This window comes from Paenibacillus sp. J22TS3 (assembly GCF_018403205.1).
Classification (GTDB): Bacteria; Bacillota; Bacilli; order Paenibacillales; family Paenibacillaceae; genus Fontibacillus; species Fontibacillus tuaregi.
In genome coordinates this window covers 79,816-98,547 of the sequence record NZ_BOSF01000004.1, presented here as the reverse complement: position 1 = coordinate 98,547, position 18,732 = coordinate 79,816, and the positions used below count along the sequence as shown (strand labels likewise).

General features: G+C 48.5%; 15 protein-coding genes. 12 read left to right on the top strand and 3 right to left on the bottom strand.

Annotated elements, in window-relative coordinates; genetic code table 11:
• Positions 1-10: 10 nt before the first annotated feature.
• The gene (gene pheT, locus KJS63_RS13840) at positions 11-2,458 is read left to right on the top strand and encodes a phenylalanine--tRNA ligase subunit beta (RefSeq protein WP_213619676.1); all 2,448 of its coding nucleotides are present in this window, start codon (positions 11-13) and stop codon (positions 2,456-2,458) included.
• Positions 2,459-2,612: 154 nt separating this feature from the next.
• Complete coding sequence (zapA, locus tag KJS63_RS13835) at positions 2,613-4,160, top strand: cell division protein ZapA (RefSeq protein ID WP_213619675.1); 1,548 nt, start codon at positions 2,613-2,615, stop codon at positions 4,158-4,160.
• A 291-nt stretch (positions 4,161-4,451) separates the two neighbouring features.
• Here zapA and KJS63_RS13830 read toward each other — a convergent pair whose 3' ends face one another.
• Entirely contained in the window at positions 4,452-5,456 is a 1,005-nt protein-coding gene (locus KJS63_RS13830; RefSeq protein WP_213619674.1) for a LacI family DNA-binding transcriptional regulator, read from the bottom strand.
• A 531-nt stretch (positions 5,457-5,987) separates the two neighbouring features.
• On the opposite strand from KJS63_RS13830, the gene KJS63_RS13825 reads away from it, so the two are divergent.
• Positions 5,988-9,689: a GH32 C-terminal domain-containing protein gene (locus KJS63_RS13825; protein WP_213619673.1), complete on the top strand. Its 3,702-nt coding sequence runs from the start codon at positions 5,988-5,990 to the stop codon at positions 9,687-9,689.
• Positions 9,690-9,906: 217 nt separating this feature from the next.
• Here KJS63_RS13825 and KJS63_RS13820 read toward each other — a convergent pair whose 3' ends face one another.
• Complete coding sequence (locus KJS63_RS13820) at positions 9,907-10,281, bottom strand: cupredoxin domain-containing protein (protein ID WP_213619672.1); 375 nt, start codon at positions 10,279-10,281, stop codon at positions 9,907-9,909.
• Positions 10,282-10,544: 263 nt separating this feature from the next.
• On the opposite strand from KJS63_RS13820, the gene KJS63_RS13815 reads away from it, so the two are divergent.
• Entirely contained in the window at positions 10,545-11,606 is a 1,062-nt protein-coding gene (locus KJS63_RS13815; protein ID WP_213619671.1) for a GGDEF domain-containing protein, read from the top strand.
• Between the two features lie 64 nt (positions 11,607-11,670).
• Here the strand turns inward: KJS63_RS13815 and KJS63_RS13810 are convergent, their stop codons facing one another.
• Positions 11,671-12,024 carry a phage holin family protein gene (locus KJS63_RS13810; RefSeq protein ID WP_213619670.1) on the bottom strand — a complete coding sequence of 118 codons (354 nt, stop codon included), beginning with the start codon at positions 12,022-12,024 and terminating at the stop codon, positions 11,671-11,673.
• A gap of 169 nt (positions 12,025-12,193) precedes the next feature.
• Between KJS63_RS13810 and KJS63_RS13805 the strand changes: the two genes are divergently transcribed.
• The 8 genes from KJS63_RS13805 to KJS63_RS26525 all read left to right on the top strand — a co-directional run bounded on the left by KJS63_RS13805 (position 12,194) and on the right by KJS63_RS26525 (position 18,723).
• Complete coding sequence (locus tag KJS63_RS13805; RefSeq protein WP_213619669.1) at positions 12,194-14,557, top strand: endonuclease MutS2; 2,364 nt, start codon at positions 12,194-12,196, stop codon at positions 14,555-14,557.
• A 61-nt stretch (positions 14,558-14,618) separates the two neighbouring features.
• Entirely contained in the window at positions 14,619-14,993 is a 375-nt protein-coding gene (locus KJS63_RS13800) for a DUF350 domain-containing protein (protein WP_068622036.1), read from the top strand.
• 154 nt (positions 14,994-15,147) lie between these two features.
• Entirely contained in the window at positions 15,148-15,678 is a 531-nt protein-coding gene (locus KJS63_RS13795; protein WP_213619668.1) for a hypothetical protein, read from the top strand.
• Between the two features lie 109 nt (positions 15,679-15,787).
• On the top strand, positions 15,788-16,021 hold the full coding sequence (locus KJS63_RS13790) for a hypothetical protein (protein WP_068615636.1): 234 nt from the start codon (positions 15,788-15,790) through the stop codon (positions 16,019-16,021).
• A gap of 17 nt (positions 16,022-16,038) precedes the next feature.
• Positions 16,039-16,410, top strand: coding sequence for a spore coat protein (locus KJS63_RS13785; RefSeq protein WP_082926813.1), 372 nt, complete (start codon positions 16,039-16,041; stop codon positions 16,408-16,410).
• A gap of 191 nt (positions 16,411-16,601) precedes the next feature.
• Positions 16,602-17,102 (top strand): Lrp/AsnC family transcriptional regulator, encoded by a 501-nt coding sequence (locus KJS63_RS13780; protein WP_068615643.1) that lies wholly within the window; start codon positions 16,602-16,604, stop codon positions 17,100-17,102.
• A gap of 13 nt (positions 17,103-17,115) precedes the next feature.
• Positions 17,116-18,330: an aminotransferase class I/II-fold pyridoxal phosphate-dependent enzyme gene (locus tag KJS63_RS13775; protein ID WP_213619667.1), complete on the top strand. Its 1,215-nt coding sequence runs from the start codon at positions 17,116-17,118 to the stop codon at positions 18,328-18,330.
• A 132-nt stretch (positions 18,331-18,462) separates the two neighbouring features.
• The gene (locus KJS63_RS26525; protein ID WP_068615645.1) at positions 18,463-18,723 is read left to right on the top strand and encodes an aspartyl-phosphate phosphatase Spo0E family protein; all 261 of its coding nucleotides are present in this window, start codon (positions 18,463-18,465) and stop codon (positions 18,721-18,723) included.
• The last annotated feature ends 9 nt before the right edge of the window (positions 18,724-18,732 follow it).

Below are 18,732 nucleotides of genomic sequence, written 5' to 3'. Positions count from 1 at the left end.
GGACATATTCATGAAAGTATCAACCGAATGGTTGTCTGACTATATATCTTTGGAGAATGTGGTAGCGGAGGAATTGGCTGAGCAGATTACCCGCTCGGGGATTGAGATTGATTCCGTAGAGAAGAGAAGCCCAGGGGTAAGCCTGGTTGTTGTCGGGTATGTGAAGAGCAAAGAGAAACATCCGGATGCGGATAAGCTTAATGTGTGTGTGATCGATGCGGGACAAGGAGAAGATCTGCAGATTGTCTGCGGGGCGAAGAATGTTGATGTCGGTCAAAAGGTTCCTGTCGCACTGGTGGGCGCCAAGCTTCCAGGCGGTCTTGAAATCAAGAAAGCCAAGCTGCGCGGTGTGGCTTCCCAAGGTATGATCTGCTCTGCGAAAGAGCTCGGCTTGAATGAGAAATTTGTTCCCAAGGAGCAGCAGGAAGGGATTCTTGTTCTGCCGGAAGACACGGAGATCGGTGTTCCGATCAACGGCGTTCTCGGATTGGATGATGAGATTCTTGATTTCGATCTCACGCCGAACCGTTCTGATTGTCTCAGCATGCTAGGGGCTGCTTACGAGGTTGGAGCGATCCTTGGACGGGAAGTGAAGATTCCTGAGCCGGAGAAGAAGCTGATTGAAGTGGCGGAGCCGGCCAGCAGCCATATTCAGGTCCATGTGGAGGCACCTGATTTGTGCCACCACTATGCGGTACGATATTTTTCCAACGTGAAGATTGGGCCATCCCCTCAGTGGATGCAGAACCGTCTTGCTGCAGCTGGAGTTCGCCCGATTAATAACATTGTAGATATTACGAACTATGTCATGATGGAATACGGCCAGCCGCTGCATGCTTTTGATGCGGATCAAATCGCTGGAGGCTCGATCGGCGTACGCCAGGCAGTTCAAGGAGAGACGCTGGTAACGCTAGATGGGCAGAAGCGCAAGCTTGAGGCTGGAGCCCTGCTTATTACGGACGGGGAAGACAAACCTGTTGGCCTTGCCGGTGTAATGGGCGGATTGAATTCCGAGGTTACAGATGCAACCGTGAACATTGTACTAGAGTCTGCTCATTTCGATGGCGGGTCGGTGCGTAAGACTTCACGTCAATTGGGACTTCGTTCCGAAGCATCCCTGCGGTTTGAGAAAGAAGTGGACCCAAGCCGCGTCATCCCAGCGCTTAACCGCGCCGCGTCACTGATTGCAGTATACGCCGGTGGAACAGTACACCAAGGAATTGTCGAGTCTGTTGTCCGCACTTCAGAAGAGATAAGAATTGTGCTATCGCTGAACAAGCTGAACGGATATCTGGGAACAGACATTTCTATGCTTGAAGTGAAGACCATCTTCAATCGGCTGAATTTCGAAAGTGCCGAGCGAAGCGGTGAAATTGAAGTTCTGGTGCCAACACGTAGAGGAGATATTACCCGTGATGTGGATTTGATTGAAGAGGTTGCCCGTCTTCATGGGTACGCCAATATTCCTACCACGGCAATTGAAGGACCGACGACACCGGGGACCTATACGAAGGAACAATTCCTTCGCCGGAGCTTGCGGAATTTGCTTACTCATGGCGGCTGGCAGGAAGTCATCAGCTATTCCTTCACCCATGAGTCGTCCATCGGGCTGTTTCCGGATCTTTCAGGAGGCAGCCGGGGAGTGAAGCTGGCGATGCCGATGAGCGAAGACCGCAGCATTCTCCGCACGAGCACTTTGCCGCAGCTGATGGATATCGCCGCTTATAATCGTAACCGCAAACAGGATAATCTTGCTGTATTTGAGATCGGAAGTGTGTTCTGGACCGAGGAAGAGCAGTTAACCAGACAGCCTAAAGAGCTTCCGGTGCTCGGTTTCTTGTTAACTGGTCTCCGTCAGGAGAAGCAGTGGAATATCACTGCTGACAAGGTAGACTTTTTTGATCTCAAGGGTGCGGTTGAGAGTGTGACTGAATATCTAGGACTCAAAGAGAAGGTTGCTTACGTGGCGGACCGGCCAAGCGGCTTCCATCCGGGCCGTTCGGCTTCTATCTATCTAGAGGCCGGTGGGGAGAAGATCCGCATAGGTGTCATCGGACAGCTGCACCCTGATGTGCAGCGCCAGAAGGATCTGGATGATACTTACGTGGCCGAACTGCTTCTAGCTCCGCTGTATCAGTACTCAGACAGCACGATTGAATACCGGGAGCTGCCTAGATTCCCTTCCGTGGAAAGGGATATCGCTGTCGTGGTGGATGCTGATGTTGAAGCAGGCGCTCTGATCAAGGCAATTCAATCGGCTGCCGGAGAACTACTGGCGTCTGTTCAAGTCTTTGACGTGTTCACAGGTAGCAAGCTTGGTCACAACAAGAAGAGTGTGGCTATTTCCATGGTGTACCTTCACAAGGAGCGTACCCTGACCGAAGAGGACATTACCACGGTTCATGATCGTGTTCTGGAAGTCCTTGAACAAACTTTTGCCGCAGAACTTAGAAAATAGAAGGAAATTACAGAAGTCACATCGAATCTTGTATAATGGATTGAGTTGAAGAGTAACTATGTTGATTCATTCCCCATTACATGAAGATTTCATGTGACTTTTGTACAATTCATACAACAGGATCAGGCATAAGAATTGAAGGAGGTAACTCGCTTTGACTAAACCCGACAGAACCAGTGTTACCGTGGAGATTTACGGAACTTCTTATAAAATTGTTGGCAGCAGTGCTGATTATATGAAGCAGGTGGCCCGTCAAGTTAATGATCGTATGCATGCGATCGCCAGAGCGCACGCCTATTTGGATATTCCCCGAATCGCTGTTCTAGCGGCCGTACATATGGCAGAGGAAGTCCATAAGCTGGAAGCCTTGGAGAGAGAGCTTGCAGCCTTGACCGAGCAGAAGAGAATGCTTGAACAGAAGCTTGATGATCAAGGAACCCAGTATAGTGAACAGCAGATTAAGCTGGGCACACTTCAGGAATCCTTCAGCCGTCTCCAGGTGGAGAAGACAAGTCTGGAGGAATCATTGAAGACTGCGGGTGATGCCTTAAAGGTTCAAGAGAGCGAAATGAGCAAACAGGCGTCACGCATTCAGGAGTTAGAGAAGCAGCTCCGTGAAGAGCGCGGGAACAACAGCACTTTGGAAGAGAAGCTCAAAACCGCGGAGCTCAATCTGGGCAAGGAACGTGAGAATCTTTCCAAGCTGAATGAGCAGCATAAACAATCACTCCGCCGGGAAGAGCAGCTGACTGCGGAGTCGAAGCGGACCAAGGAGCAGAATGCCCATCTTGAGAAGCAGCTTAACGAATCGCTTGAAGCTTCAAAGGCTGTCCAGATCAAGCTGAACGGGCTGCAGCAGTCGCTTCAAGCGGCCAAAGTGCGCGAAGACAAGCTGCAAGCGGATTCAGCCAAGACTATGGAGGAAGCTGAAGCTTTGCGTAAGCTTGCCGAGAAGCGGCATGAGCAGATCAACCGGCTTGAAATTGAGCTGCTGGAGGCTGCCGAGCATAATGAGGCTTTGGAGCAGGGACTCAAGGTTTCCCAAGATGAAGTTGAGTCGTTGAAGGACCAGCTTGATAAGCATGGTAAAGACCGGCAGCAGCTTCAAGATGAGCTTGACGGGCTGCATAAGAAGTATCATGAGCTGGAAGAGGCCCATGAGAGTCTGATTCAGCGGGAGTTGGAATCGGAAGAGGAACAACAGGCTCTTCAAGAGGAAGCGGCGCAGCTGAAGAAGCAGCTTGAGGAACTTCAGATGAGCCTTCGGGAGAGCCGGGAGCAGGTTCAGAACGCGAAGAAAGCTCTGGAGGAAGCGGAGAATCGTGAGCTTGAATGGCAGATCCGCTGTGAAAGTGCTGAGGAAAGCTATAATGCGCTCCGTGAAGCGGAATCCGTGCTGCAGCAGCAGCTTGAAGATTGGCAGCAGCAGTGTGCCGCGGCAGGAGATTCATTAAACGTTGTCACAGAAGAGAAGTCGAAATTGACTCAGGAGAAGGACGCACTTGCCGCTCAACTCGAGGAAATCGGCGGACAGTTTGAACTGATCTCTCATGAATACAGACTGCTCAGCACAGAACGCGAGATGGAGCGTGAACGTATGCAGGCGATTCAGGAGGAGCATGGAAGACTGAAGGATGAGTATGCCAAGCTCCAGGCGGAATACAATGAATGGATCGAGCTGATTGAACAGGACCAGACATAGAAGGCTGCCCGGTGAGCAATTCCTTCCAGATATGAAAGTGTAATATAAAGGACACATCATGAGACAATTGATTATGCCTAAAGCCCAGTTCGAGGACATCCGAACATGGGAATGGAAATGCGCAGTCGAATGGCTATTCCTTGTCTGCCATTTTAGTATCAGCATATAAACGAAGTCGTCTCAAAAGCAAGTCATCTTACAGCAGAATGGACGTTTTTTTGCAAAAAAGTAGGCAATGCGCCAGTTCAAGGGGTTATCCCTGGGCTGGCGCTTTGCTGTGTTCTTCGAAAGTTACTTTGTAGATTCTCGCCATACCAGGCTTGTCTCCAGATATACTGTTTCGTTATGCCGATCGGGCTGGTCAATTCTGTTCAATAGAGACTCGACAACACGTTTACCCAATTCATAAGGGTAGGTATGGACAGTAGTTAGGGCTGGTTCAATAATTGCGGAATTTGGAATATCGTCAAAACCTGTAACTTCAATGTCAGCAGGAATGTTATACCCAAGACTTTTAAGAGAACGGATTACACTGATGGCAATATCGTCGTTTGCACATACAAAGGCCGTAGGCAGCTGATTCAAAGCTTTAATTTGTGAGGTCATCCAATCAACGGACAAATAAGGATTTGTATCTTCAAGCTGGATACTGAATTGACTACAGTCGCCTAAACCGCTATGGGACAGGGCGCGAGTGAAGCCAAGCCAGCGTTCATAAAAGCTTCTGCAATGAGCTGCGTCTCCAATAAAACCGATATTCTGATGGCCGTGCTCTATCAATAATTGGGTAAGCTGATAAGTTGACAATTCATTTTCCACCATAATGACATCATATTTGTGGAGTTCGAATACGGAATTGGGCAGTGAATCAATAAAAACCGTAGGGATACCAGTATTCAGTACTTTCTGCATGTAAGGTTTATCAAAAATTTCAACGCTGATGATCCCGTCAAGATTTGACTGATGTATGTTGGCTGGCAGGGTGCCTGACCGGATATCCTCTGGTTTCACCAGAGTCAGAATCAAATTGTAGCCATTTGCACTCAGACTTGTTTCAATCCCCCGAATCGTCTCGGAGTAAAAGCTGATCGTATTGATATCCCCCCTGGTTAGCAGAGCGATATTTCCCATTTTTAGTTTGGAGTAGTTTTTGTATTTAAGGTCTGCCGCTTTTTGAATGATTTTATCCCTCGTTTGCTCTGGAATTTGAGGGTGGTTATTAAGCGCTTTGGATACCGTATTTCGGGATAGTCCAAGGGCATTAGCGATATCCTGAATGGTTACTTTCTCTGCCATATGATTTACTCCTTTAATAAAAGCAGTTTGTGCTTTTTTATCAGCTGCTAGTCAATATAGTAACACAAAATTGTCCATAGATTTCGACATATCTATACTCATGCGCTGTCTAGTGGCTATCCCATTTGAATTCAAAAGTGATTGACACCACTATAATGTAAGCGTATACTTCAACATTGAACACTATTTGTTTACTTTTGTAATTAAAAATGTAAACGTTAATGAAAACTAAATGTTAATTAAATGGCAACTGAATACATCGTCTTAAATGAGTTATGTTTTAAACTTCTTCAATTCGACAGGGCAAGGAGGTGATTCGTATGTGACAATATTCTGGCTGATGCAGCTGCAAGTTTTCATGGCAAAGTTTTAATAGCGATATTCATGTTTGTTAAGCGGGGAGAGGGATAAATTATGAAACAACAGGCTTATTCAGCATTGAAACCACTGTTATCCGCAATAATGATCATCTCCATCATAATTCCTGTTAACGCTTATGCTGAAGCAGAGCCGTTAAAGAAGGGGGTACCCATGGCTAAACAATCTATTGTAAGCGTAACCAATACAAATACGAATCTTGCAGATTGGCACGTTGCGGGAGCGGGGAGGATGAGCGATAGCCCTGAGGGAATTCTGTTAACTTCTAATTCCGATGAGAACGTGATGGCTATCTCTGCCACGAAATCAGAGGATTTCATTTATGAAGCCGATGTGATGGTCAAAGACGTAAAGGCGGATGCCAGCTTGCTTTTTCGCTCCAATAATGATGGACAATCGTCCTATATGCTGCAAATTGTTCCAAGTGCCGGACTGCTCAGATTGCGAGACACAAATGAGGGAGCTGGAAGGCTAAACGAAGAACGTAAAGTCGAACTGAAGCAAGGAGAGATTTATCATCTAAAAGTCAAAGCGGAAGAATCTAATCTGAAGGTATATTGGGGGGCGAATTATAAACCAATTATTGATGTTAAGGATAAGGCTTATTCCACAGGCTTTCTGGGACTGCATGTGCGGAATGGCTCCGCATTATTTCAGAATATTCAGGTCAGTGACCTGCACACCAACCTGAATAATGAGATCTTGACACATGGGGAGTGGCTGCCACATTTAAAGGGATACAAAGCAACAGCCCAGAGCCGGGAAAAGGCGGTTAAGGTCTATGGCACCACGGCAAATGATTTTGAGATGGAGGGAGATGTCACGCTTCATGCTGGATCTTCAAATACCAACGCAGGGCTATTATTCAGAGCGAATAAGGATGGGTCAACAGGATATGTAGCTTCTATTGCGGGTCAGGGAGACCAGATCCAAGTTCTCTTAATGAAGGCTAATGGCACGATCGTTAGCAAGTCTGCACGCCTGTATCCTGGAGAGCGTGGCAGCAAGCATCATCTTGAGGTTAATGCCTCGGGCGATCATATACAGATATTTATGGACGGCTATACACCCGCAGCAATTGATATTAGAGATAAGAGCTATACGGACGGTAATTCTGGAATGATTGTTAATCAAGGCACCGCTTATTTTCAAGACGTCTATCTGACGCAGGCGACTGATTATTATACCGAGAGATACCGCCCGCAGTATCATTATTCCCCAGCAAGGGGATCGGCAAGTGATCCCAATGGCCTGGTATATTATGAAGGAGAATACCACTTGTTTCACCAGGATGGCGGGCAATGGGCCCATGCAGTTAGCAAAGATATGATTCATTGGAAAAGGCTCCCGATTGCTCTGGCCTGGAATGATCTAGGCCATGTTTGGTCTGGATCTGCTGTTGCGGATCTAACCAATGCCTCTGGACTGTTCACTAACACAGGCGGAAAAGGCTTGGTTGCTTACTATACTTCTTATACACCTGACATGCAGAACGGGAACCAGAAGATCGGCTTGGCCTATAGTACAGATGCTGGCCGAACATGGGCTTATTCGAAGGAACACCCCATTGTTATTCAGAATCCCGGCAAGAATGGTGCCGACCCGGGTGGATGGGATTTCCGGGATCCGAAAGTTGTACGTGATGAGGCCAATAATCGTTGGATCATGGTTGTATCCGGTGGGGATCACATTCGATTCTTCACCTCCAACAATCTAATCGACTGGACCTTCACGGACAGCTTCGGTTATGGAGAGTATGTCCGCGGCGGAGTTTGGGAATGCCCTGACCTTTTTCAGCTTCCGCTGGATGGGAATGGAGCCCGCAAGTGGGTATTGATGATCAGCACAGGAGCGAATCCAAAGACGGGCGGCTCGGATGCGGAGTATTTTATTGGCGATCTTACGGCGGACGGAAAGTTTAAGAATGACAATCCTGCCGGGAAGGTATTAAAAGTAGATTGGGGCAAAGAATTTTACGCTTCGATGTCTTTCTCGGATGCTCCTGGAGGACGCAGGATCATGATGGCCTGGATGACGAACTGGGATTATCCATTCAGCTTCCCTACGACTCCTTGGAAAGGGGAATTAACGATCCCAAGAGAACTATCATTGAAATCAACGGACTCGGGAATTCGGCTGGTTCAGACGCCAATAGCCGAATTAACTCCGCTCCGTAAGCCTCTTGCCACCGTCAAGAATCGTATAGTTACAGAAGCACAGGAGAACCTGCTTGAAGGCGTGGGCTCAGGCGCTTATGAAATCGAGGCCGTCATCCAGCTGCCCGAACAGGATGCTGCCTCAGAGTTCGGATTTAATCTACGAACAGGTGGAGATCAACGTACTGTAGTTGGTTATAACCAAGAGAAGCAAAAGATGTATGTAGACCGGTCAGCATCAGGAGCAACGGATTTCTCTAATCTGTTCACCACGTTTCATGAAGCACCGCTTGCCCCATCTGGTAATCAGGTGAACATGCGTATATTCGTGGATGAATCCTCGGTAGAAGTCTTCGGCAAGGATGGAGAAGTTGTAATCTCTGATGTCATTCTGCCGGATTCGGCACGAAGGGGAATGAGTTTTTTTACGAAGGGCGGTGCTGTGAAGGTCATCTCTCTGAAGGTGCATTCGCTGGATAATATCTGGAGGGTTACCGAATCATCTGCTCCTAGGGTTATAATGGACCGTCCAGAAATGGAACTGACAAGCGGACAAACCACAACTTTATTTGCCAGTTTAGAGAAATCCAAGGGAGTGAAAGAGCCGCTCACCTGGAAGTCAAGTAACCCGAATGTGATACAGATTATTTCTTCAGATAATGAAACTGCTGTAATCCGGGCAGTCGCAGCGGGAGAAGCTGCAATTACGGCCGCTTCAAGCCAAGCGATTACTGGGATCTCCCGTATTACCGTAAGCAGCGGAGAGTTCAAGACGAATCTTACTGGATGGAAGCCGCAGCCTTCCTCTTCGCTGTGGACATTAACACCTGAGGGGATTCGCGGCAGCTATACCAGTGATGCCAATTATATGGCAGCCGAGAGAGCAGGAAACTTCACTTATGAAGCGGACATGAAGCTGGCCAAGAACGGCGGGGCAGGGTCAATCCTATTCCGGGCCAGTGCGGATGGGAATAGCGGATATTACTTTAATTTAGATCCAAATATGAAATCTATCCGATTGTTTTATAAAGTAGAAGGCCGGTTTGAGGAACGCCAGGTGCTTGCCAAAGTGAGCCGGTTTATTCAGAGTGAGAGAAGGTATCATGTGAAGATCGTAGCAGATGGTCCTCATCTTCAGATCGATCTTGATGGGGAACGGGTTATAGACTTGAAGGATGGGACATTCGCCGAGGGACATTTCGGGGTCAATGTGTTTGGAGGGCAGGCTTATTACCAGAATGTCATGGCGACTCATACATCCGAGGCAGGTCTCGCTAAGTTGCATATCAAGAATGAGAACTCAGGCAAATCCCTATACTATGGAAGTTCAACTAACGGTGCGCCCGTAACTGTTATGGATGATGATGCTAATTCTGCAAATCAGGTATGGGTTTTTGTGCCTGTAGGTGATGGAACTTATACCATCAGAAACTTGGAGAACAGAGCTCTGGATCTCGATACTGGACAGAACCGGATTCAGCTGTATAACTACCTTGGATTTGACAACCAGCGCTGGACTAAATCAGAGAACGCCGATGGAACGGTAACGATACTCTCCGCATATAACGGCAAAGCTTTGGAAGTCTCCGAAGAGGGAACGGCGCTGGAGCTTAGAGAGGTTGTCCCTGGTTCCGCTCGGCAGAAATGGCGTCTGACCGAAAGCAGAACAACCACCTTAGCGCTGCCATCTACCCCGTGAGAATGTAAGAAAGGGGCCATTCGAAAAACGATTGTGGCACAGGCCGACCGGCTTGGCGGGGAAGAAAACTACGCCTTAATTAGCAAAGCGCCAGCCCAAGGATACTCCCTTGACCGGCGCTTTGCTTACTTTTTTGCAAAAAAGCCATTCACTCTGCTGTAAGCTTACTTGCTTTTGTGACGACCCCTTCATTAATAAAGAATGAAGCTCAGAGCTGTTATTCTACCACAATCTTGGAAATCATTTGACTGTGACCGGTTCCGCACATAACGGAGCAGGCTATTTCAAATTCACCCGTCTCCTTGGGAGTAACCACAGCGGATTTATGCTCACTGTCCAGCTGAAGATTCAGCTTAGGAATCAGAACACCGTGATTTCCAGATTCATTCTCGAATACAATCTTAACCGGAACATCTTTCTTCAAATGGTAGACCTGTTGATCGAACTTATAATTTGTGGCTTTAATCACAAGCTCCGCTTTTGGAGTTACATTGGTCTCCCCTTGCGAGCTACTGCTGTCCTTTGCAGCACCGCAGGCGGAGAGTATTACAAGCAGCACCGATGAGAGCACAAGTGCAATAGTCTTTTTCATCATTATCCCCTTTTCTTAGCAATATTCTATTACAATATCATAATACAAATCGGCACTAGACGGACAGTTAGGGTTTGAAGGATTCGTGAACTTCGGATGTGCCTGCCGGAGCTTTCATTTGGTACAGTTTGACTCAAAAAATTAGTAAGCTGGACATGGCGGAGGATTAAGAGATATAATTTTTTCAAAACACATCAAAGTAGGGGATTCTCATCAGTGGTCGTACACAGCACAGAGTCAGATTGTCCTGGAACCGAAGATTGATGAATGGATATTGGGCTTCGTTCCTGGTATTACTGACTGCCCAATGCTTACTGCCCAGTTCCGGACATGCTTTCTTCTCCCCTGAGACCTATGTATCCACATTTGACCTGCCTTATCTTGTATCCGATTTCTTAATTGTCCTGTTCCTTGCCGGCACAGAAGTATGGTTAAGATTTAATTATAAATATGCGCATAATCTCGTGCTCGTCTCCGGACTTGTAATAAGCTATCTTGGATTCTACGTTCTGTTTCCGTTTGTGAATGGAGCAGAAATTATTCTCATTCTGCCCGTACTGCTTGCTTTGGTACACTTCAGCCGTGCGGTCCTGTATATATCGGGCCTTTCCAGTATTGTGTTTCTCGGTTTGACCTATTTATCTGCCCATTCTTATAACCCAAGGATAGATTGGTTAGGTTTTGGCATCGCTGTCATTTATATAGTGCTCGGGGTATTAGTCGGACGTGCGATCCTGGAGCGCTCCCAGGAGCTGCGAAGCAGCATGGAGTCTCTCGTGAAATCCGAACAGAAGCTGATTGTCGAGAAGGCAATCTCAGACAAGCTGCTCAAGATGGATGCTTTGACCGGCTTGTATAACCATAAAACCTTTCATGAGTACTTGGAGAATCTGATTCTGCACTGCGATACGAACGGTGTGCCGCTTCATCTGGCCCTCTTGGACATAGATAATTTCAAAAAGGTCAACGACACGTATGGCCATTGGGTTGGAGATGTGGTTCTGAAGGATGTGGCGGGATGTATAACTGAGCTTCTGAGCCCGAATAATTTTGCAGCCCGTTATGGCGGGGAGGAGTTTGCGGTGATTTTTACCGACACATCCGCAAGGCAAGCGGCAGAGGAAGCCGAGCAGATCCGCAAGGCGATTGAGGACCTGCCGTTAACGCATAGCCGGGCGCATCCTGTTACTGTAAGTATTGGCCTGTGCAGCTATAGGCCTGGTTCGGGCAAGGAGACTTTGTTCCGCAACACGGATGATGCCTTATATCAGGCTAAACGCTCGGGGAAGAATAAAGTTGTACTGTATGAGCCTGCAGACCAGTGAAGGTCAACGACCAAAAGGAGGCCCCAGTTATGAACTGAGGGCCTCCTTTGATGAATGCAGGGGCTTAAGCCCGGCGTGAGTCATTGAATGGCGTTGCCAGCGGGGTGAACAGGTCAATAATGCCGATAACCAGAGCTGCGAGCAAAGCGCCAATAATGGTTACCGAGACGTGCGGAATAATGAACTGCGCAAGCCAGATGACAAGCGCGCTGGTAAGGAAGCCAACGATGCCGCGTCCAAAAGGGGTAACCTTGGTTCCAACCACGAGTTCAATGACCCATCCGATCAAGGCAATGGCTACAGCCAGCAGCAGCGCGCTTCCAAATCCGCCTACCGTAAAGTTCGGAACCAGCCAGCCTACAAACATTAATACCAAGGCGGATACAATAAAACGGATGAGATGTCCCAAGAAACGCATGTGAAAATGAGCCTCCTTCCTAAGAATCAGTCTTAATCTCCGGCTTTAGGATATACACGCAAGTTTAAGTTTATGTGTCTGGGCTACACTTGAACCGGCGTATGAAATGGCGTTAAGCGCAGCAGATCGTTTATAATATATGCATACCCGAGAGGAGTTGTGAACGTCCTTGGACGAGAAAATTCTGCATACCCTAGAATATCAGAAAATTATAGATAAATTGACGGGCTTTGCCCAAACCCAGCTTGGGAAGGAGCGTGCCGGCAAGCTGAGACCGGTCACCCGGCTTGAAGATGTTAAGCAGCTTCTGCAGGCTACAGATGAAGCCTTCAAGATAGACCGGCTGAAGGGAGCACCTCCTTTTGGTGGAATTGTCGACATTACGATGCCGGTTAAGCGTGCCCGTATTGGCGGAACCTTAAATCCGCATGAGCTGCTGGGGATCTCTACCACGCTTTATGGGGCACGACGTCTGAAACGATACATCCTGGCCATCCACGAGGAGGACGAAGTGCCTCTCTTGTACAATTTATGCACTGAGCTCAGCGAACAGAAGCCGCTCGAGAATGCAATCAAGCTGTGCATTAATGAGAGCGCCGAAGTGATGGATTCGGCGAGTCCGGAGCTGGCTCAGATCCGGCGGGAGCTTCGTGGGGGCGAGGTCAGAATCCGGGAGAAGCTGGATGCCATGATCCGTTCCACGTCGGTATCCAAAATGCTTCAGGATCAGCTGATTACGATCCGGGGAGACCGATTTGTTATTCCGGTTAAGGCGGAATACCGCGCTCATTTCGGCGGGATTGTGCATGACCAATCCGGCTCCGGGGCTACCTTGTTCATAGAGCCGGAGTCCATCGTGGCTATGAACAACAAGCTGCGGGAGACGCGGCTGCGTGAAGAGTGGGAGATCGAAGTGATTCTTCAGAAGCTGACCGCTCTTGTAGGCGAGCAGACAGAACTCCTGGAGTACGACTGTGATGTGCTGGGCCAGCTCGATTTTATTTTTGCCAAAGCCCGCCTTGCCCGTGAAGTTAAAGGCACACTTCCGATGATGAATGACCGCGGCTTTATGAAGCTGAAGAAAGGCCGTCATCCATTGATTGCGATGGATAAAGTGGTTCCTATCGAAGTGGAGCTTGGCAATCAGTACTCCTCCATTATTGTGACAGGTCCCAATACAGGGGGGAAAACGGTAACCCTGAAGACGATCGGTCTGCTCAGCCTGATGGCGATGTCCGGCTTATTTGTCCCAGCTGAAGATGGGAGCCAGCTGTGTGTGTTCGATGCCATTTACGCGGATATCGGCGATGAACAGAGCATCGAACAGAATCTGAGTACGTTCTCCAGCCATATGACCAATATTATTTCGATTCTTCGTAAAATGACACCTAAAAGCTTGGTGCTTCTGGACGAGGTGGGAGCCGGAACAGACCCTGCCGAAGGTTCCGCGTTGGCAGTGGCCATCCTGGAGCATATTCATGCTCTTGGATGCCGTATGGTCGCCACCACCCACTACAGCGAACTCAAGGCCTATGCCTATGAGCGCAAGGGAGTCATCAATGCAAGCATGGAGTTTGATGTGAATACGCTAAGCCCCACATACCGCCTGCTGATAGGGGTTCCAGGGCGAAGCAATGCGTTTGCCATCGCGGAGCGCCTCGGACTGCCTTCGGGCATCCTGGAATTCGCACGTGGCGAAGTCAAGGAAGAGGATCTTCGCGTGGAGCATATGATTGCTTCATTGGAAGAGAACCGGCTTACCGCCGAACAGGAGCGTGAGAAGGCCGAGAGGCTCCGCAAGGAGATGGAGGCGCTTCGCAGCCGCCACGAAGAAGAGCTTGAGAAGCTGGAGCAGCAGCGGGACCGGCGCATCGAGAAGGCGGAGGAAGATGCCCGGACAATCATTGACAAGGCTAGAAGTGAAGCTGAGAAGATTATCGATGATCTGCGGAAGCTTGCGCTTGAGGAAGGGGCCTCGGTCAAGGAGCATAAGCTGATCGCCGCCCGTAAGCAGCTCGATGAAGCCGAACCTGCGAAGCGCAAGAAGGCCGCCGCTGTGCGTAAGGCAGCCAAGCAGACACGCTCCATTGAACCTGGCGATGAGGTTAAGGTACACAGCCTGAATCAGAGAGGGCATGTGGTTGAACTTTCCGGTAAAGAGGCTGTGGTTCAGCTCGGCATCATGAAGATGAAGGTGTCGCTGGACGATCTGGAGCTGATTCAGCAGGCGCCTGCCGCAGCGGTGCAGCAGCGCACGGTCACAACGCTTAAGAGGACACGTGACGACCGGACACGTACTGAGCTGGATCTTAGAGGTGCGAATCTGGAAGAAGCGTTAATGGAAGCCGACCGGTTCATTGATGAAGCATTTCTCAGTAACCTTGGGCAGGTGTACATTATTCATGGCAAGGGCACGGGAATTCTGCGCACCGGCATTCAAGAATATCTTCGTAAGCATAAGAACGTAAAGAGCTATCGTACAGGAGATTACAGCGAGGGAGGCACCGGGGTAACCGTAGCCGAATTGAAATAACGATAGAGGAGAATGCGTGTTGTTGGAATCCGTTGATCCGCTGCTGGAGCATCCTATAGGGATGACCTTGGGCTTGTTCTCGGTAGCTATTTTGGAACTGATCGTATTTCTATCTTGTTTCGAACTGGCGGCCCGCTACCGGTGCTGGGAGGAGATCAAACGGGGGAACATGGCGGCTGCGCTTGCGACGGCAGGCAAAATCTTCGGAATATGCAACATCTTCCGGTATGCGGCCTCCTATGGTTCCATCTATGATTTCATGATCTGGTCCAGCATTGGGACAGCGCTGCTGTTCGTCTCGTACCTTCTCTTTGAATTCGTAACCCCTGTATTCCGGATTGATCGTGAGATCGCTGAGGATAACCGGGCTGTGGGAATCATTGCTCTCGGAATATCGGTCTCGTTATCGTTTGTGATTGGAGCTAGTCTGAAATAATGAGATTTGCCCTGAATACACGTATATCGCTAACGGAGGACATATGATCAAAAATTTGGTCCGCGTATTGTTTGCAGCCGCAGTGCTATTTATAATAGCGGGTATTATCTTTTTAATGCGCTCTTAAATTTTGTTGAAAGAAGGAACTTGTGATATGGAAACTACCGTATGTCCTTGGTGTCAGACCGAGATTGTATGGGATGAGGAAATCGGACCTGAGGAAGAGTGCCCACACTGCCAGAACGAACTGAAAGGTTACCGTACCCTTCAGATTAACCTTGGGGAGGATGAAGAGCAGGAGCAGGACGAAGACCTTGATGACAGCCAGGATCCCCTTGGTTTTTGGGACGAGCAGGACGGCGGTGATTTGGGAACGGTAAGACGTGTCCATTCATTTGCCGAGGCGGGTGCTGACCTGCTGGAATATGAGTCGGCCGTAGAGCGGATACTGGACTCGCAGGATGAGGTTCCTGAATGCCCGCACTGCCGGGAGTATATGGTTCTGGCGGGACAGGAGCAGGTAGATGGAGTTCAATCTGCTGCCCAGAAGGGGACTCTTTTACATGTGCCGTACACTCTTAATGTATATGTGTGTTCCTCCTGTTTCTCGGTCAGCCGGTTCCTGGCTGAGGAGGACAGACTTCAATTTATACGCACAATCACGGAAAGTGGCAAACAAGCCTAGAAAGATTAAGCCCTGCTCAGGATTCTGAGCGGGGCTTTATTCGTATAAACAGGAGGGTTCAGGTCATACTATGATTGCAAAAACATACAGCAGGAGGGATAGATCACATATGAACCAAAGCAATCTCCAGCCGCTCACAACCAAGGAGCTCAATTATATTGCCGACTCCATCATGAATGAGGACCTTCTGATTAAGCAAAGTGTAGCCGCTGCGGCTGTATCTCACAGTAATCAGGTACAGCAGGCGCTGAACCAGTATATTCAAACGCATCAGAAGCATCTTTCCATGCTGGAGGAATCTCTTAAAGCACATCAGAATGTAGCCCCTTCCCAGACCCAATAAATAAGGAGGACCTAACCGTGACCAATCAGGTGAATTTACCCGAACAGGATATCCTGAATACGATTCTGGCGGACCTTAGAAGAACGGCCCGTGAGTATACTACGGCGACCACAGAGTCTGCCTGTCCATCTGTCCGTCAAATGTTCTCTCAGCTTACTGACAGCACTCTTCGTCTGCAAGGAGAACTATATCAATTAATGCAGCAGAACAGCTCTTACCAGGCTCCCCCACATGCGCCGCGTCAAGAGGTAGACAAGCTGGTGCAGCATGCAGCCCAAACCCAGCAGAAAATCCAGCAGTTCGCCCAGCAAAGTGGCATCCAGATAGGCTCATCATTACAACAGTCTAACGTGATGCAGCATCAACCCAATGTAACGCCCCTCAGTTAACTGCCCAGGCACAAACCCCTTGGTAGGAAAGACTTTCCAAGCGCCGTCCTTGCCGTGAAACCTTACACGGAAGGACGGTTTTTGTTTGCAGGAGCCATAAAATCATGTAATATAGATACAACGAACTTCTGATTTCCCGGCTGCTCCACTAGGGTACTTATTGCGGGGAAAACAGGCACTGGAGGTATGAAATGAAAGCGTTGAATGAACTGAAGCTGAAAGTGCTGGATCTTCTTAGAGAGGATGCGAGACGCAATCCTGAACTGCTTGCAACTCTTCTTGGAGCCTCATTGGAAGAAGTGAAGACGGCGATTCATGAGCTAGAAGAAGATCATGTCATTGTTAAATATGCGACCGTGGTAAATTCAAGCAAGATTGATGACGAGAAAGTAACGGCATTGATCGAGGTTCAAATTACACCTGAGCGCGGGCGGGGCTTTGAAGCCATCGCCGAGCGAGTCTATTTATTCCCTCAGGTCAAATCGGTATATTTGATGTCGGGTGCTTACGATTTACTAGTTGAAGTTGAGGGACGGAACCTGAAGGAAGTGGCGAGCTTTGTTTCTGACAAGCTGTCTCCGCTTGACTCAGTACTGTCTACCAAGACTCATTTTATTCTCAAAAAATATAAACAGGACGGGATTATCTTTGAAGATCATGAAGAAGATCACCGCCTTGTGATTTCGCCGTAAAGGAAGTCATGTCATGATATCAAAACCAGGTCAGAGATCAGAGCAGGCAGTGGGCAAGTCGATGAACTCGTACTTGGCACCCCGGGTGCAGGAAATTCAGCCCTCAGGAATCCGGAAATTCTTCGATTTAGCAAGCGGGAACAAAGATATTATTACGCTTGGCGTGGGCGAGCCGGATTTTATTACTCCATGGCATGTTCGCGAAGCTACGGTATATGCCCTTGAAAGAGGATATACCAGCTATACCTCGAACTCAGGTACGCCGGAATTACGCGAAGCTATTGCGCAATACTTGTATGATAATTATGAAGTTGCTTATGAACCCAAAGATGAGATTCTCGTTACGGTAGGGGCAAGCGAGGCTATTGATTTGGCACTTCGGGCGCTCATCTCACCGGGCGATGAAATTTTGGTCCCAGCTCCTTGTTACATCTCTTATTCTCCGATTACCGCAATTGGCGGTGGTATTCCTGTCGAGGTAGAGACCTTCGCCAAGGATAACTTCAAGCTGATGGCCGACAATCTGTCAGCCAAGATTACACCAAAGACCAAGGTGCTGATCCTTAATTATCCGAGCAATCCGACCGGCGGCATTATGACCTATGAGGACTGGCTGCCAATTGCTAAGATCGTCGAGGAACACGATTTGATCGTAATATCAGACGAGATATATTCTGAGCTTACTTATGGGCAGAAGCACGTGAGCTTTGCTTCAATTCCAGGAATGAAGGACCGCACCATTCTGGTTAACGGGTTCTCAAAAGCCTTTGCCATGACAGGATGGCGGATGGGGTATGCTTGCGGACACCCGGATCTTATCTACGCGATGCTCAAAATTCACCAATACACGGTGATGTGTGCGCCGGTTATGGGCCAGGTGGCAGCATTGGAAGCACTGACGAATGGGCTAGAGGAAAAGGACCGCATGATTGATTCCTATAATCAGCGCCGAAGACTCGTAGTTCAAGGGCTCCGGGATATCGGACTGGATTGCCATGAACCGCAAGGGGCCTTTTATGCTTTCCCAAGCGTTGCTTCCACAGGGCTGTCATCCGATGAATTCGCACAGCGTCTGCTTGTTGAAGCCAAGGTTGCTGCCGTGCCCGGAAATGTGTTCGGGCTTGGTGGAGAGGGCTTCCTAAGATGCTCTTATGCTACGTCGGTAGCCCAGCTGAATGAGGCGATTCATCGAATGGGCGAATTCGTGAATAAGCTGAAACAGGGATAATTAACAATTTTTTCATGATCTAATTGATTATTGAAGACTTTCCATGGTATAATTTTGCTTTGGAAGAGACCAAACATGACATTTTGTGGTAATGAGGCCTGACTTCCAACTTTACAAGGAGGGATCGCGCGAGTGCGGAGCGGAGATTACAGCCTGTCTAACCAATACGGATATTATATTGCCGAAGACGATAAAGATGAATCATGGACAACGGAAGAGAATAGCCCCGCTTCATCAGATTCCGGCTCCTTGGAAGATGAAATCCTGGTCCTCCGAAACCAAATGGAAAGACTCTTCCTGCAAGAGCAATCATTCACCTCAGATATTGTGATTGAGGTTAGCAGTCTTCTTGATTTGAAGATCAATGAATTTATGAAGAGTAATAAGAAATAATAATGTACA